This window comes from Aquamicrobium sp. YD-1-mutant5 (genome assembly GCF_059509755.1).
In genome coordinates, this window is sequence record NZ_JCAKKP010000003.1 from 527349 (window position 1) to 543189 (window position 15841).

Annotated in this window: 17 protein-coding genes; 6 read left to right on the forward strand and 11 right to left on the reverse strand. The window is 63.1% G+C overall.

Annotated elements, in window-relative coordinates; genetic code table 11:
• Positions 1-100: 100 nt before the first annotated feature.
• The 5 genes from AC5XE7_RS06995 to AC5XE7_RS07015 all read right to left on the reverse strand — a co-directional run bounded on the left by AC5XE7_RS06995 (position 101) and on the right by AC5XE7_RS07015 (position 4407).
• Positions 101-1426 carry a S41 family peptidase gene (locus AC5XE7_RS06995; protein WP_495365410.1) on the reverse strand — a complete coding sequence of 442 codons (1326 nt, stop codon included), beginning with the start codon at positions 1424-1426 and terminating at the stop codon, positions 101-103.
• A 1-nt stretch (position 1427) separates the two neighbouring features.
• Positions 1428-2714, reverse strand: coding sequence for a murein hydrolase activator EnvC family protein (locus AC5XE7_RS07000; protein WP_495365411.1), 1287 nt, complete (start codon positions 2712-2714; stop codon positions 1428-1430).
• Between the two features lie 142 nt (positions 2715-2856).
• Positions 2857-3366: a 23S rRNA (pseudouridine(1915)-N(3))-methyltransferase RlmH gene (gene rlmH, locus AC5XE7_RS07005; protein ID WP_183825450.1), complete on the reverse strand. Its 510-nt coding sequence runs from the start codon at positions 3364-3366 to the stop codon at positions 2857-2859.
• A gap of 27 nt (positions 3367-3393) precedes the next feature.
• Complete coding sequence (gene rsfS, locus AC5XE7_RS07010; protein WP_183825453.1) at positions 3394-3828, reverse strand: ribosome silencing factor; 435 nt, start codon at positions 3826-3828, stop codon at positions 3394-3396.
• Between the two features lie 195 nt (positions 3829-4023).
• Positions 4024-4407 (reverse strand): fimbrial protein, encoded by a 384-nt coding sequence (locus tag AC5XE7_RS07015; RefSeq protein WP_183825456.1) that lies wholly within the window; start codon positions 4405-4407, stop codon positions 4024-4026.
• Positions 4408-4464: 57 nt separating this feature from the next.
• On the opposite strand from AC5XE7_RS07015, the gene AC5XE7_RS07020 reads away from it, so the two are divergent.
• Both AC5XE7_RS07020 and rpoH read left to right on the forward strand, forming a co-directional pair.
• Positions 4465-5475 carry an RluA family pseudouridine synthase gene (locus AC5XE7_RS07020; RefSeq protein ID WP_495365412.1) on the forward strand — a complete coding sequence of 337 codons (1011 nt, stop codon included), beginning with the start codon at positions 4465-4467 and terminating at the stop codon, positions 5473-5475.
• Between the two features lie 186 nt (positions 5476-5661).
• A complete protein-coding gene (rpoH, locus tag AC5XE7_RS07025; protein WP_495365413.1) occupies positions 5662-6573 on the forward strand; it encodes an RNA polymerase sigma factor RpoH in 912 nt (303 codons plus the stop codon).
• Positions 6574-6653: 80 nt separating this feature from the next.
• Here rpoH and AC5XE7_RS07030 read toward each other — a convergent pair whose 3' ends face one another.
• The 6 genes from AC5XE7_RS07030 to AC5XE7_RS07055 all read right to left on the reverse strand — a co-directional run bounded on the left by AC5XE7_RS07030 (position 6654) and on the right by AC5XE7_RS07055 (position 9942).
• Complete coding sequence (locus AC5XE7_RS07030) at positions 6654-7070, reverse strand: GNAT family N-acetyltransferase (RefSeq protein WP_495365414.1); 417 nt, start codon at positions 7068-7070, stop codon at positions 6654-6656.
• A 134-nt stretch (positions 7071-7204) separates the two neighbouring features.
• Positions 7205-7816, reverse strand: coding sequence for a class I SAM-dependent DNA methyltransferase (locus AC5XE7_RS07035; RefSeq protein ID WP_495365415.1), 612 nt, complete (start codon positions 7814-7816; stop codon positions 7205-7207).
• Complete coding sequence (locus AC5XE7_RS07040) at positions 7809-8327, reverse strand: ClbS/DfsB family four-helix bundle protein (RefSeq protein ID WP_495365416.1); 519 nt, start codon at positions 8325-8327, stop codon at positions 7809-7811. The genes AC5XE7_RS07035 and AC5XE7_RS07040 overlap by 8 nt, the downstream gene beginning before the upstream one ends.
• Positions 8328-8455: 128 nt before the next feature.
• Positions 8456-9115: a peroxiredoxin gene (locus AC5XE7_RS07045; protein WP_183825472.1), complete on the reverse strand. Its 660-nt coding sequence runs from the start codon at positions 9113-9115 to the stop codon at positions 8456-8458.
• A 167-nt stretch (positions 9116-9282) separates the two neighbouring features.
• On the reverse strand, positions 9283-9654 hold the full coding sequence (locus AC5XE7_RS07050; RefSeq protein ID WP_183825475.1) for a cell division protein ZapA: 372 nt from the start codon (positions 9652-9654) through the stop codon (positions 9283-9285).
• A 15-nt stretch (positions 9655-9669) separates the two neighbouring features.
• Positions 9670-9942, reverse strand: coding sequence for a DUF4164 domain-containing protein (locus tag AC5XE7_RS07055; protein WP_183825478.1), 273 nt, complete (start codon positions 9940-9942; stop codon positions 9670-9672).
• Between the two features lie 244 nt (positions 9943-10186).
• On the opposite strand from AC5XE7_RS07055, the gene tkt reads away from it, so the two are divergent.
• The 4 genes from tkt to AC5XE7_RS07075 all read left to right on the forward strand — a co-directional run bounded on the left by tkt (position 10187) and on the right by AC5XE7_RS07075 (position 15812).
• Positions 10187-12178 (forward strand): transketolase, encoded by a 1992-nt coding sequence (gene tkt / locus AC5XE7_RS07060; RefSeq protein ID WP_495365417.1) that lies wholly within the window; start codon positions 10187-10189, stop codon positions 12176-12178.
• 141 nt (positions 12179-12319) lie between these two features.
• A complete protein-coding gene (gene gap / locus AC5XE7_RS07065) occupies positions 12320-13330 on the forward strand; it encodes a type I glyceraldehyde-3-phosphate dehydrogenase (protein ID WP_495365418.1) in 1011 nt (336 codons plus the stop codon).
• Between the two features lie 118 nt (positions 13331-13448).
• Positions 13449-14648 (forward strand): phosphoglycerate kinase, encoded by a 1200-nt coding sequence (locus AC5XE7_RS07070; RefSeq protein ID WP_495365419.1) that lies wholly within the window; start codon positions 13449-13451, stop codon positions 14646-14648.
• Positions 14649-14786: 138 nt separating this feature from the next.
• Positions 14787-15812 (forward strand): class I fructose-bisphosphate aldolase, encoded by a 1026-nt coding sequence (locus tag AC5XE7_RS07075; protein ID WP_495365420.1) that lies wholly within the window; start codon positions 14787-14789, stop codon positions 15810-15812.
• The last annotated feature ends 29 nt before the right edge of the window (positions 15813-15841 follow it).

A 15841-nucleotide genomic window follows, 5' to 3' on the forward strand; every position in this document is an offset into this window, starting at 1 on the left:
CTGAATCAAAACTGCCGGAACCTCGCGGTTCCGGCAGGATGACATTGCATGGCGCGGATGAACAGGTCCGCGAAGCCGCCCGGGCCTGCTGCCGGCGATCCTACTGGTTGAGAACGGCCTTGTCGGGGTTCGGCGGGAAGGCCGGATCGGTCTTCTTGCCCCGCAGCAGGTCCAGCGCGTAGTTGAGCTGGATGTCGTCCTTGGCTTCCGGCGGCACATAGGCGACGGAGCCTGAACCGGCATCCTCTTCATCGGCGCCCTTGATATGGCCCTTAAGGTCGGATTCGCCACGGGTCAGGTCGCGGCCCTGCAATTCCGGCGGCAGCGGCTGGTCGACCTTGATGTCGGGCGCGATGCCCTTGCCCTGGATCGACTTGCCGGACGGCGTGTAATAGAGCGCCGTCGTAAGCCGCAGCGCGCCATTCTCGCCGAGCGGAATGATGGTCTGCACCGATCCCTTGCCGAAGGACTGGGTGCCGACGACCGTGGCGCGGCGCAGATCCTGAAGCGCGCCGGCGACGATTTCCGAGGCGCTGGCCGAACCGCCATTGATGAGCACCACGACCGGCTTGCCGTCGATCGAATCGCCGGGCTTGGCGTCGAAGCGGGTCACGTCCTTGGGATCGCGGCCACGGGTCGAAACGATCTCGCCACGGTCGAGGAAGGCGTCGGAAACGCTCACCGCCTGATCGAGCAGGCCGCCCGGATTGAGGCGCAGGTCGAGCACATAGCCCTTGAGCTTGTCCTTCGGAATGTCCTTCTTGATCGAGGCAATGGCAGCCTCGAGGTCGTCATAGGTCTTCTCGGTGAAGGAGGTGATCTTGATGTAGCCGACATCGTCCTCGGTGCGGAACTTCACCGCCTGCACCTTGATGATGTCGCGCACGATCTTGATCTCGAGCGGCTTGTCGGCGCCCTCGCGCAGGATCGTCAGCGTGATCGGGGTTGAGACCGGCCCGCGCATCTTCTGCACGGCATCGTTGAGGGTCAGGCCGCGCACTTCCTCGCCGTCGATCTTGGCGATGAAGTCGCCGGCCAGCACGCCGGCCTTGGCGGCGGGCGTGTCGTCCATCGGGCTGATGACCTTGACGAGGTCGTTTTCCATGGTGACCTCGATGCCGAGACCGCCGAACTCACCCTTGGTCTGCACGCGCATGTCCTGCGCGGCTTCCGCGTTCATGAAGGAGGAATGCGGGTCGAGCGAGGTGAGCATGCCGTTGATGGCGTTCTCGACCAGCGCCTTGTCGTCGGGCGGCGTCACATACTGGGCGCGCACGCGCTCGAAGATATCGCCGAAGATGGCGAGTTGCTTGTAGGTCTCCGCGCCGGCGGCATTCGCCGCCGTTCCAGGAACGCCATAGACAAGGCTCATGGCGGAAGCGCCCATCAGCGCACCGGCAAACAGGAGCGAGAGTTTCCGCATCATTTCACGTCCTTCCAGAAACACGGTCCGCCCACCAGGGGGTCGGGTCAACGGGTTTACCATCCTTGCGGAACTCGACATAGAGCTCCGGCGTGGCTTTCGCATCCTGTGTCGCAGAGGTGCTTGCCACCCTTGCTTCACCCATCGCGCCAATCGGCTCGCCCGCGAGAACGGACTGGCCCGACGCGACGGTCAGTCTGTTCATCCCCGCCAGAACGACATGATAGCCGCCGCCGGCATCGAGGATCAAGAGTTGTCCATATGTACGGAACGGCCCCGCATACAGTATTTCCCCGTCGACCGGGGCCGTGACGATGGCGCCCGATTGTGTCGCAACCATGTCGCCCTGCATCACTGAGCCGTTACCGTCATTGGCGCCGAAGCGGCGCTTCACCTGACCTGTCACCGGCAGCGCGATCTGGCCCTGAAGCGAGCGGAACGGGATGCGCTCCAGCAGGCGATTGGCGTCGGGAACCGGCAAAGCAGCGATGCGCGCCTCCTCCTCGGCCTTGCGTTTCGCCTGCCTGTCGAGCGATTCGACCAACTCCTTCAGGCTGCGGGCCTTTGCCGCCAGTTCCTGCGCGTTCTGCTGCTCGGCCTCAATCGCGGCCTGCGTTTCGGCCTGGAATTTCCGGCGCGCTTCGAGAAGCATGTTCAGCCGCTGCTTTTCGGCCAATTGCTCGGTCACGGAGGCCGTCAGCCGCGCCCGCTCGGCCTCGATGGAGGCGGTGACGCGCGAATGCTCCTTCAGGTCCGCCATCAGCTTTTCGGTCTCGTGGCGCAATTCGGGAACCACGGCGCCCAGAAGAATGGCGCTGCGCACCGAGGCCAGCGCATCTTCCGGCCGGACCAGTATGGCCGGCGGCGGATTGATGCCCATGCGCTGCAGGGCGCCAAGCACCTCGGCCAGCACATCGGCCCGCTCGGCCAGCGAAGCGCGGATGCGCGCATCCTGCATCTTCAGGTCTTCCAGCTTGGTGCCGATATCCTCGATATCCTGGCCCAGCTTCTGCTCGGTCTTGGCCGACTGGATGAGCGCCGCGGTGATCGAGGCGTAATCCTTGCGCACGGAGGCGATGTCGGCGGCGAGCTTTGCCAGCCGCTCGGAAGAGAGGCTGATTTCCTTCGTCACCTGTTCGTATTCGCTGCGTTTCGCATCGATTTCAGGCGCTTCCTGCGCGGCATCCTCCGGCGCGGCGTGGCCAAAAGCGCACGATGCCAGCAGCGTCAGCGCTGCCAGCAGATGGCGGGCACCATGCGGCCCCAGTTGCGGTCTCAAGCGCTCATCCATGCGGGAGCGACAGTAGCGGCGGCATCGTTAACGAATCATCAACCATGTTTGCGGGTTTCGCAGCCCGGCCTGCGCCCGGCTCTGCTGGTGACGGCAGAATGGGGCGAAAATCCGGGCGAAGCCGCCTCATCTGCCGTGATTCTCAGGAGCGATGATAGGGGTGTCCGGCAAGGATGGTGGCTATACGGTAGAGCTGTTCGCCCAGCATGACGCGCACCAGCTGATGCGGCCATGTCAGCGCGCCGAAGGAGACGATCAGTTCCGCCTCGTTGCGCAACGCCTCGCTGTGGCCGTCCGGGCCGCCGATCGCGACGACCAGCGCCTTGCGGCCATTGTCGCGCATGGCACCGATACGGCGGGCGAGTTCTTCCGACGAAAAGCTTTTCCCTCGCTCGTCGAGCAGCAACAGGGCGGCGCCCGCCTGCCCTCCCGCCTGGCCTCCCAGCTGTCTGGCATGGGCAAGCAGCTTCTGGCCTTCCTCGCGCTGGCGCTCGTCCACGGTCTGGCCGCGCCCTTCGGGAATTTCGGTGATGCCGCCAAATTCGAGGCCGACGGCAGGGCCGCTGCGGGCGAACCGCTCGTAATAGCGGTCGCCAAGCTCCTTCTCGGGGCCGGACTTCATACGGCCCACGGCGTGTACGATGAGTTTCATGCCCGCCCTAAAGCGGGACGCGCCCTGTCAGTGGAGCGTCCCGTCCTCCAGATCCGGCGCCTGCCACATCTTCTCCAGATTGTAGAACTCACGAACTTCCGGACGGAAAATGTGGACGATGACATCACCCGAATCGATCAGCACCCAGTCGGCGCCGGACAATCCTTCCACGCGCGCATTGCCGAAGCCGGCATCCTTGAGCGCGGTGAGCAGGTGATCGGCAACCGCCGCGACATGACGGTGCGATCGGCCCGATGCGATGACCATGTGGTCGCCGAGGCTCGATTTGCCCTGAATGTCGATGGGGATGATGTTTTCGGCCTTGGAGTCTTCCAGACTGGCAAGGACGATGTCGAGGGCGCGGGGCTGGCTGACGCCTATCCCGGCCGGCGAAGGCGCGATGTCGGCCTTCTTCCGAAGTGCTGTTCTCAGTGTCTTTCCTTTCGCAACAAGAACAACCATGCCGCCTGCACATCAGGCGACAGGTGAAAGATAGGCAGAGTCGCATTGCAGTTTCAAGACGACCCGGCGCTGCGCGCGCAGAAGTGATCGGGCTGAAGCGTGTCGCGATCTTTCAGATTCGCTTCCGACGCTTCAGGTTCCTGTTTTACGCATGTCGTTACCCCGAAACCGGTTTCCACTTTCGGGCGACATTCTTTATCGGTTTCTGATGGTGAAACGCCCGACCAGCCTTTGTTCGGCAATGTCGTAGACGAACAGCACGCGTTCGCCGCCGGCCAGTTCTGCATCCAGCGAAATGCGATTGCCGGAAATCGACTGCGACACGATCCGCGCGCCGACCGGAAGCACGATGTCGCCTTCCGCGGCCTGCCCGGCGGGCGCCTGTATGTCGCCGGCTGGCGCTGCGACCTGCGGTGCCGATGTCCGGGATTTGTAGACAAGGGCCGCGATCACCACCATAAGGGCGAGAAACAGAATGCTGAGATTGATGCCCATGAAGCGGACCATCTTGCGGCGCACCTTCTCGATGGAAGGGTCCAGCGGCTTGTCGTCGTCTTCTTCGGCTTCGGGCCGGGTCATGGCAGGGTCCGCAACTGTTTCTCTGGATCGGGCGGTCATAACGAAGTGGATGCGGGATTGATAGAGGGTGAGCGGGCACGGTTCGTCGCGGATGCCGACGCAAGCGGCCAGAGGCTCGACCAGTGGCTGGCCGCCCGGCTGGCGCCGAACCTCTCACGCAGCCGCGTGCAGGCCCTCATCAGACAGGGCGCGGTTCTCATCGACGGCGTGGCAGCGGGCGAACCGAAACGCAAGCTGGCGGCCGGCGAACAGGTCGAGATCGCCATGCCGGAGCCCGAACCCGCCACCCCGCAGGGCGAGGCCATCCCTCTCGACATTCTTTATGAGGACGACGAGCTGATCGTCGTCAACAAGCCGGCCGGACTGGTTGTGCATCCGGGGGCCGGCAACTGGACCGGCACGCTGGTCAACGCGCTGATCCACCATTGCGGCGACAGTCTTTCCGGCATCGGCGGCGTGAAGCGGCCGGGCATCGTCCACCGCCTTGACAAGGACACCTCCGGCGTTCTCGTGGTGGCCAAGACCGACCGTGCCCACAAGGCGCTGTCGGAAGCCTTTGCCGACCATGGCCGCGATGGCGATCTCGAGCGCGCCTATGTCGCACTGGTCTGGGGCATTCCCGAACGCCTGTCCGGCACCGTCGATGCTCCGCTCGGCCGTGCCGCCGACCGGGTGCGCCGCGCCGTGGTGCCGCAAACCCGCGACGATGCCCGTCATGCCATCACCCATTACAGGGTCGAGGAACGGTTTTGCGAAGGCCAGACGAACTATGCGCCGGCAAGTCTCATCGAATGCCGTCTGGAAACCGGGCGCACCCACCAGATCAGGGTGCATATGGCCCATATCGGTCACCCCGTGGTGGGAGACCCGGACTACGGGCAGGCCTTCCGCACCAAGGCAAACCGCCTTCCCGATGCGCTGAAGGCGGCGGTTCTGGCTTTTCCGCGGCAGGCGCTGCATGCGCGCCTGCTTGCATTCCGCCACCCCGCCACCCATATGATGATGACGTTCGAGGCACCGCTGCCCGCGGATATGGCCGCTCTGGTGAGCGGCTTTCGCCAACTCTGAACCTGCCATCAAAAAACCTGACTCGCCTTGTTCACTTCATCGTGACAATCTGTTTCGCATTGAACAAATGCGTGCGTTTCTGGTTTTGTTCCTGTATAGATTGTCCCTGTGGATGTGCGCATTCCGGCATCCGCGCCACATGCCCGCCGCGTTTCGGGGGCATCGCTCTAGAGAGGAGGGTGCTTTATGGCCCAGTCACTACCCAGTATCGTTTCCGGCGAAGGCGGCCTGACCCGCTATCTGGAAGAAATCCGCCGCTTCCCCATGCTCCAGCCGCAGGAAGAGTACATGCTCGCCAGGCGCTACAATGAGCATGGCGACACCGAGGCTGCCCACAAGCTCGTCACCAGCCATCTGCGGCTCGTTGCCAAGATCGCCATGGGCTATCGCGGCTACGGCCTGCCGATCGGCGAGGTCATCTCCGAGGGCAATGTCGGCCTGATGCAGGCGGTCAAGAAATTCGAGCCGGAGCGCGGCTTCCGGCTGGCCACCTATGCCATGTGGTGGATCAAGGCTTCGATCCAGGAATACATCCTGCGTTCGTGGAGCCTCGTGAAGATGGGCACCACCGCCAACCAGAAGCGCCTGTTCTTCAACCTGCGCAAGGTGAAGGGCAAGATCCAGGCGCTGGACGACGGCGACCTGAAGCCCGAGCAGATCGCGGAGATCGCCACGCGTCTCAACGTCTCCGAAGAGGAGGTGGTTTCGATGAACCGCCGCCTGTCGGGCGACGCCTCGCTCAACGCGCCGATCCGCGCCACCGAAGGCGAGAGCGGCGAATGGCAGGACTGGCTGGTCGACGACAGCGAAAGCCAGGAAGAGATGCTGATCGAGCAGGACGAGCTGGAGAACCGCCGCAAGATGCTGGCGGGCGCCATGTCCGTGCTGAACGACCGCGAGCGGCGCATCTTCGAGGCGCGCCGCCTTGCCGAGGAACCGCTGACGCTGGAAGAGCTGTCCGGCGAGTTCGACATCAGTCGCGAGCGCGTACGCCAGATCGAAGTGCGTGCCTTCGAAAAGGTGCAGGACGCGGTCAAGGCCGAGGCCAAGCGCCAGTTGCAGGCCCTGCGCACCATCGAGGCGCAGCCTGCGGCCTAACGGCCCGAATTCGGAAGAAGCAGACGGCGCTCCCCGGAGCGCCGTTTTTGTTTGCGCAAAAGCCTGTCCGGTGTCTCCGGTCAGGGCACCTTGAAGGCCATGCCAAGGGATCTTGGCGCAGTTTCGCGAAACCCGAACTGCTCGTAGAGCCTGTTTGCCGGGACGTCGGCAATCAGGCTGACATAGGCCGATGAGGGAAGTGCTGCCTTCACATGCTCCATGAGCGCCGCCATGATGGCTTTGCCGAGCCCATGCCCCTGATGCTCAGGCTCCACCACGATGTCGACGATCTGAAAAAAGCATCCCCCATCGCCGATCAGCCGTCCCATGCCGACGACCGCGTCGCCCTTCATGACCAGAACGGCGAAACGGGTGCCTTCCAGCCCGGCACCGGCAGCTTCACGGGAAAAGGCGCTCAGGCCCCCGGCGGCGCGCAGGCGCATGTAATCTTCGACGGAAGGGGTGCGGGCAACGACCCGATAGCCGGCGGAAGCCATATTGATCTGCCTTTGATTTGCGTGTGCGTGAATGGCGGATTTGACACGAAACCTGTCATGAACGCCGGTCCGTCACAAGACAACACCAATGTTCCGATGCGGAAGGACCGGCCTGAAAAGTCAGGCCGTCACCTTCACCCTTCCCTTCTGGCAAGCCAGATGGTCGCGCCACCGCAGGCCGGATCATTCCCGACATGCCTCAGAAGGGTAAACCCGTTGCGGGCCAGCAGCGCCCGATATTCGTCCGCATCGAGGCTGGCGTGATAAAGCGGACTGCCTGCAAAGCTGCCAATTGCCTCGCCATGGGTCGTGCCGCTGGTGAACATCAGTGCCGCCCCCGGCGCCGAGAGCCGGCAAAAATGCCCGAACATCGCCGGCTGATCTTCCGCCGGAAGGTGAAAGAAGCTGTGCCAGGCAATCAGTCCATGGAATTTGTCCGTCAACGAAAGGGTGCGCATATCCTCGACGATCCAGCGGTGATCGGGGAAAGCCGATCTCGCCCGGTCGATCAGCGCCGCCGCTCCATCCACGCCGGTCACCCGGCACCCCTGCCCGATCAGCCAGCGCGCGACGGGGACGCCGGAGCCGCAGCCAATGTCCAGCACTTCCTTGCCAGCCGCTGGCATTGCTGCCAGAAAAGCCGAAAGCCACGGCTGCTCCGTCAGGGTCGTGCCGCGCAGGCTTTCCCATTCCGCAGCATTGCGGTCGTAAAGGTCGATGACATTGCGGGAAGATGGGTCAGTCATGCGCCTGACCGCCCGCCGCGCGCCATTTCCGCAGGCGCGCATGCGCATTGGCGTAGGGCGAGGACGTATTGAACTGGATCATCCGTCCCATGGTCCATTTGCCATACCAGGCGCGTCCGTAAAGCTCGGCGTCATCCCGGAATTCGACCGCGTGAACGATTTCCTCTTTGACGGTTTTCAGCCGCTCCAGAAGCTGCGGATAGGGAATGCCTTCATAATCGGCGTAGAATTTTCCGGCGAGCCGGCCAAGCTCGTTCCATTTGAAACCTGTTTCCGGGAAATCGACGGGCAGGCCGGCTGCATCCCGCTCCAGCCATTTCAGGACCAGTTGGTTCCATCCGATGAGATAGGCCACGAGGTCGCAGACGCTCATCAGCGTGTCCCGCACATGGCCCTCCATGGTGCGTTCTGCGGCTTTTGCCGGATCTACACGCTCCAGATCGGCAAAAAGCCGGTCGAATCGCGAATTGATCGCCTTCAGCAATTCGCCCTTGTTGAGCGGAATACCCATTATTCCATGTCCCTGCATCCGGATGCCCGGTACGCATAGCACGTCTGCTTGCGGGCCCGCTTGATCCGGAACAAAAAACGCCGCGAGGCCGGTCAGGCTTCGCGGCGTTTGAGAATGAGCCGAACCGGTCAGGCGGCCGGCTGCTTCGTCTTGCGGATATAGGGCAGGATCGTCTCGTAGGAGCCGAAACGCCTGACCGCGTCCTCATTGGAGACGGCCGCGGTGATGATGACGTCGTCACCCTGCTTCCAGTCGGCCGGCGTCGCCACCTGATGCTTTGCAGTGAGCTGGATGGAATCGATGGCGCGCAGGATTTCCTGGAAATTGCGGCCGGTCGACATCGGATAGGTAAGGATCAGCTTGATCTTCTTGTCCGGCCCGATGACGAACACCGAACGCACCGTGGCGTTGTCGGCGGGCGTGCGCCCCTCGCAGCTGTCGCCGGCCTCGGCTGGCAGCATGTCGTAGAGCTTGGCCACCTTGAGATCGGTGTCGCCGATCAGCGGATAGTTCACCGCATGACCGGTCACCGTGCGGATATCATCCTTCCAGCGCTCATGGCTTTCCACCGGATCGACCGAGATGCCGACGATCTTCGCATTCCGCTTTGCAAACTCGTCCTCAAGCCCGGCCATGGTACCGAGTTCGGTGGTACAGACCGGCGTGAAATCCTTCGGATGGGAAAACAGCACGGCATAGCCGTCGCCGATCCACTCATGAAAACGGATTGCGCCCTGCGTTGTATCGGCCGTGAAATCAGGCGCGGTGTCGTTGATACGAAGGCTCATGACCTTGTCCCTGCCTTGTTGTCTGAAAATAGGATGGACGAAGTCTAACGCGCGATGGCCCGCTTCAGAAAGAAAGCCGATGCCGAGCAGTTATGATTTCTGAAAAATCACACTCAAAAAATGTCGATTTAAGGTAGAAACTTCCAAATAGAGGGGAGCTGGAAATTTCAGACCTCTTCCTTGCGTGTGTTCAGCGTGGCGGCCAGCATTTCCATGCGCCCGGCGAGCGTGCCCAGCGCACCGGTAAGGGCTGCGTCGTTCTTGTCGGCCTTGTTGAGGGCGTCATCGCGCGTCTTGCGCAATGTCACGATCTCGCTTTCCATGCCCTTGAGGCGCTTCTGCAATTCCGACAGCTCGTCCATCACCATGATTCCGGCCATCACCGTCAGCCGCTGATCGCCGATTTCGCCGAAGGATTCCTTGAGATGGAGGACATAGCGGTCGAAACGCTCGGCGAGGCCGATCAGGTGTTCTTCCTGACCCTCGTCGCAAGCCATTCGGTATTGCTTGCCGTCGATCGAAACCGTCACCTGGGCCATTGCGACACTCCCGAACTACCTGTCCAGCACCGCGCGTATGGTTTCCATAGCGGTCACCAGACGCCGCGACACTTCCTTGTTGGCTTCTTCGAGCCGCTCGGCGCGGGCTTCCGAATTGTCGAGTTCCTGCGCCAGCCGCGAACGGTCCGCGTTCATCCGCTGTACCTCGGCTTCCGCCTCGGCATAGTCGCGTTCATTTTCGAGCCGGGCTGCGACCGCGTTCTCGAGGCTTTCCATGGCCTTGCCCAGACGGGCGATGACCTCCTTGAGCGTGGTGTCCCCGGTCATGGCTCATATCCCATTATGCGCATCACCGAATCGTACGCGTTCAGAACGCGTTATCTCCGAAACATTAAGCTCCGGGTGAACCATGCGTCAACAAAGCTCTCATCCTGTCCCCCGCTAACGCTGCGCGGGACTGCGTCCAATCGGCCGAAACGCCATGAAAACGCACCGATTTGTTGACTTCAAGGCGTCGCCTGCTATGTGTCGCCCCACCCCTTTTCCCTGCCCAGATCCTGCTGGAGGAACCATGCCCTCGCGCGAACAACACGACCGGATGGCGAATGCGATCCGCTTTCTTTCCATGGATGCGATCGAGAAGGCCAATTCCGGCCATCCGGGGCTTCCGATGGGCTGCGCCGACATCGCCACGGTGCTTTTTACCCGCTACCTGAAGTTCGATGCGAAAAAGCCGCACTGGGCCGACCGCGACCGCTTCATCCTGTCGGCCGGTCACGGCTCGATGCTCCTCTACTCGCTGCTCTATCTGACCGGCTATGAGGATATCACCCTCGACGAGATCAAAAATTTCCGCCAGCTCGGTTCGCGCACGGCCGGCCACCCCGAATACGGCCATGCCGCCGGCATAGAGACGACCACCGGTCCGCTCGGCCAGGGTATCGCCAATTCGGTCGGCTTCGCGCTCGGCGAGCGCATCATGAATGCGGCCTTCGGCAACGATCTGGTCGACCACTACACCTATGTGCTGGCCGGTGACGGCTGCCTGATGGAAGGCATCAGCCAGGAAGCGATCTCGCTGGCCGGGCACCTGAAGCTCAACAAGCTGATCGTCTTCTGGGACGACAACAACATCTCCATCGACGGCCCGGTGACGCTGTCCGACAACACCGATCAGGCGGCCCGCTTCGCCGCTTCCGGCTGGAACACGCTGAAGATCGACGGCCATGATCCGGAAGCGATTGCTGCCGCCATCGAAGCGGCGCGGAAATCCGACCGCCCGACGCTGATCGCCGCCAAGACCACCATCGGCTTCGGCGCCCCGACCAAGGCAGGCACCAACAAGGTGCACGGCTCGCCGCTCGGCGCCGACGAGATCGCCGCCACCCGCAAGGCGCTCGGCTGGTCCTATGAGCCGTTCGAGGTTCCGGCCGACGTGCTGGATGCCTGGCGCGCCGCCGGCGCGCGCGGTGCCCAGACACGTGCTGCATGGGAAGAGCGCCTTGGCAAGGTTGATGCCGGCCAGCGCGCCGAATTCGAGCGTCGCATGGCAGGCGCGCTGCCGGCCGGTCTCGACAAGGCCATCGCCGACTACAAGAAGAAGCTGGCCGAGGACAAGCCGAAGGTCGCCACCCGCAAATCGTCGGAAATGGCGCTGGAAGTCATCAACGGCGTGCTGCCGGAAACCATCGGCGGCTCGGCCGACCTGACCGGCTCTAACAACACCAAGACCAGCCAGACCAAGGCGATCACGCCCGACAACTACGGCGAGCGCTATATCCACTACGGCATTCGCGAGCTTGGCATGGCGGCTGCCATGAATGGCCTGGCCCTGCATGGCGGCGTCATTCCCTATGGCGGCACCTTCATGTGCTTCTCCGACTATGCGCGCCCGGCAATGCGTCTGGCCTCGCTGATGGGCATCCGCTCCATCTTCGTCATGACCCATGACTCCATCGGTCTTGGCGAAGACGGCCCCACCCACCAGCCGGTCGAGCATCTGGCCGCCCTGCGCGCCATTCCCAACCACAATGTGTTCCGTCCGGCCGATGCGACCGAGTCGGCCGAGTGCTGGCAGATCGCTCTGGAAACGGAAAAGACCCCGTCGACGCTGGCGCTGACCCGCCAGAACCTGCCGGCAGTGCGCACCACCTATGTGGAAGAGAACCTCTCCGCACGCGGCGCCTACGAGCTGGCCGCCGCCGAAGGCGGTGAGGCTGCGGTGACCATCTTCGCCACCGGCTCCGAGGTCGAGATCGCCCTCAAGGCCCGCGACCTGTTGCAGGGCCACGGCCATCCGACCCGCGTCGTCTCGGCCCCCTGCCTCGACATCTTCTGGCAGCAGGACGAGGCTTACCGCGCCGCCACGATCGGCACGGCAAAGGTGAAGGTCGCGGTCGAGGCCGGCATCCGTCAGGGCTGGGACGCCGTGATCGGCACCGACGGCCTCTTCGTCGGCATGACCGGTTTTGGCGCCAGCGGCACCATCGAGCAGCTCTACGCGCATTTCGGCATCACCGCCGAGGCTGTGGCAAAGGCTGCGGAAGGCCGGCTGCACGGCTGATCTTCGCGCAATCGGGAGTCAGGCGCTGGTAAGTTGTGGACCAGAGCCTGGCTAATCGATTTGAAGCAGATGGCGGGCAATGGATTCCGGAGCCCGCCTCCCTTATGAACGGCAGGGATTTTCCCGCTTCAGGAGACGGACATGACTTTGAAGGTTGCCATCAACGGATTTGGCCGCATCGGCCGCAATATCGTGCGCGCCATTTATGAGAGCGGCCGCAAGGATATCGACGTTGTCGCCATCAACGACCTCGGCCCGGTCGAAACCAATGCGCATCTGCTGCGCTACGATTCCGTGCATGGCCGCTTCCCGAGCGAAGTGAAGGTCAATGGCGACACCATTTCGGTCGGCTCCGACTCCTTCAAGGTGTTCGCCGAGCGCGATCCGTCGAAGCTGCCGTGGGGCAAACTTGGCGTCGACATCGTGCTGGAGTGCACCGGCATCTTCACCTCGAAGGAAAAAGCCTCGGCTCACCTCGCCGGCGGCGCCAAGCGCGTCATCGTCTCGGCCCCGGCCGATGGCGCTGACCTCACCGTCGTCTACGGCGTCAACCACGACAAGCTGACGAAGGACCACGTCGTCATCTCCAACGCCTCGTGCACTACCAACTGCCTGGCCCCGGTCGCCAAGGTGCTCAATGACGCCTTCGGCATCGAGAAGGGCTTCATGACCACCGTGCACGCCTATACGGGCGACCAGCCGACGCTGGACACCATGCACAAGGATCTCTACCGCGCCCGCGCCGCTGCCGTCTCCATGATCCCGACCTCGACGGGTGCCGCCAAGGCCGTCGGCCTCGTGCTGCCGGAACTGAAGGGCAAGCTGGACGGGGTGTCGATCCGCGTGCCGACCCCGAACGTCTCGGTCATCGACTTCAAGTTCGTGCCGAAGCGCAACGTAACCGTCGAAGAGGTCAACGCGGCTCTGGTCGCTGCCGCCGATGGCCCGCTGAAAGGCATTCTTGCCTATACCGACGAGCCGCTGGTCTCCATCGACCTCAACCACAACCCGGCGTCCTCGACCTTCGCGCTTGACCAGACCAAGGTCATCGAAGGCAATCTGGTGCGCGTCATGTCGTGGTACGACAACGAATGGGGCTTCTCCAACCGCATGGCCGACACGGCCGTCGCGCTGGGCAAGACCATCGCCTGAACGGCATTAACGTAATGAAACGCCCGGCTTTGCCGGGCGTTTTGCTTTGTGTCATAAGCCTTGCATGGCAATGCCGGCCTATGGGCTCCGGCGCATTTCTTGAGAGGGTGATTTTCACATGACAGCTGGCTTCAAGACGCTGGATGACATCGGCTCCATAGCCGGCAAACGGGTGCTTGTGCGCGTCGATCTCAATGTGCCCATGGCGGATGGCAAGGTTACCGACGCCACCCGCATCGAACGCGTCGGCCCGACCATTGCCGAACTGTCCGGCAAGGGCGCGAAGGTCATCCTGCTTGCCCATTTCGGCCGCCCCAGGGGTGAGGCAAACGCCGAATTCTCGCTGGATCCGGTGGCGAAGGCCACGGCCGAAGTGCTCGGCCGCGCCGTTGGCTTCGCCGGCGACTGCATTGGCGAAAAGGCTGCGGGCGCAATTGCAGCCATGAAGGACGGCGACGTGCTGCTTCTGGAAAACACCCGCTTCCATAAGGGCGAAGAAAAGAACGATCCTGATTTCGTGAAGGCGCTGGCCGAAAACGGCGACATCTATGTCAACGACGCCTTTTCCGCCGCCCACCGCGCGCATGCCTCCACCGAGGGGCTGGCGCATATATTACCGGCCTATGCGGGCCGCACCATGCAGGTGGAGCTGGAAGCGCTGGAAAAGGGCCTTGGCAACCCGGTAAAGCCGGTGGTCGCCATCGTTGGCGGCGCCAAGGTTTCCACCAAGATCGACCTGCTCATGAACCTCGTGAAGAAGGTCGATGCGCTGGTCATCGGCGGCGGCATGGCCAACACCTTCCTTGCCGCGCGCGGCACTGAGGTCGGCAAGTCGCTGGCCGAGCATGATCTGGCCAAAACGGCAAAGCAGATCATGATCGAGGCGGCCGAGGCCGGCTGCGCGGTCATCCTGCCCGCCGACGGCGTCGTGGCCCGTGAGTTCAAAGCAAATGCCCCGAACGAAACCGTCGCCATCGATGCCGTACCCGCCGACGCCATGATCCTCGACGCAGGCGCGAAGAGCATCGAGGTGATCAATCAGTGGATCGACCGTGCAGCAACGCTGGTCTGGAACGGCCCGCTCGGCGCCTTCGAGATCGAGCCCTTCGACCGCGCCACGGTCGAGGCCGCGCGCCATGCCGCAGGCCGCACCCGCGAGGGCAGGCTGGTCTCGGTCGCCGGTGGCGGCGACACGGTGGCCGCGCTCAACCATGCGGGGGCCGCCGACGATTTCACCTATGTCTCCACCGCGGGCGGCGCCTTCCTGGAGTGGATGGAAGGCAAGCCGCTGCCGGGCGTCGAGGTTCTGAAGCGCTGATACCCACAGCTTTCGCCCAAAAGGCGGAAACGGTGAACTTTCAATCGATTAGGACTTTGGCGCGGCATTCCTTTGCCGGGCCGGGTCTGCTATGCGGCCGGCATGCTTTCCAGCCCGCACCTTTTTGAGGAGTGATACATGAGCGAACGTCTTGAGGATATCGCGGCGGCCATGGTGGCCGACGGCAAGGGCATTCTTGCAGCCGATGAAAGTTCCGGAACGATCAAGAAGCGTTTCGACGCAATCAATGTCGAATCCACGGAGAACAATCGCCGCGACTATCGCGAGCTGATGTTCCGCTCGGAAGAAGCGATGACGAAGTACATCTCCGGCGTCATCCTCTTCGACGAAACGATCCGCCAGAAGACCGCCGACGGCACGCCGCTGGTCGATGTCATCCGCGCCGCCGGTTCCATCCCCGGCATCAAGGTCGACGCCGGCGCCAAGCCGCTGGCCGGCTTCCCGGGCGACACCATCACCGAAGGCCTCGACGGCCTGCGCGAGCGTCTGGCCGAGTATTACAAGCTCGGCGCCCGCTTCGCCAAGTGGCGCGCGGTCATCGACATCAACGATGAAGAGGCCGTTCCCTCCGGCTACGCCATCGACGCCAACTGCCATGCGCTGGCCCGCTATGCGGCGCTGTGCCAGGAAGCCGGCATCGTGCCGATCGTCGAGCCGGAAGTGCTGATGGACGGCTCGCATGACATCGACACCTGCTATGACGTCACCAAGGTCACGCTGCTCCAGCTCTATGCCGAGCTGAACGCTGCCGACGTGGTTCTGGAAGGCACGATCCTCAAGCCGAACATGGTCATCGCCGGCAAGAAGTCGGGCACCAAAAACTCGCCCGAGGAAGTGGCCGAAAAGACCATCAAGCTGTTCCGCGAGACGGTTCCGGTTGCCGTTCCGGGCATCGCCTTCCTGTCGGGCGGCCAGTCGGACGAGGAGGCCACCGCCAACCTCAACGCCATCAACGCCATTGGTCCGCATCCGTGGAAGCTGACCTTCTCCTACGGCCGCGCCCTTCAGGCCGCGCCGCAGAAGGCATGGTCCGGCAAGGTGGAAAACGTCGCCGCCGCGCAGGCTGCCTTCACCCACCGCGCCCGCATGAACTCGCTTGCAGCGCTGGGCAAGTGGGAAGCCAGCCTCGAAAAGGCCGGCTGAGCGCCCCGCGCATAAGCAGGCAGCCTTTG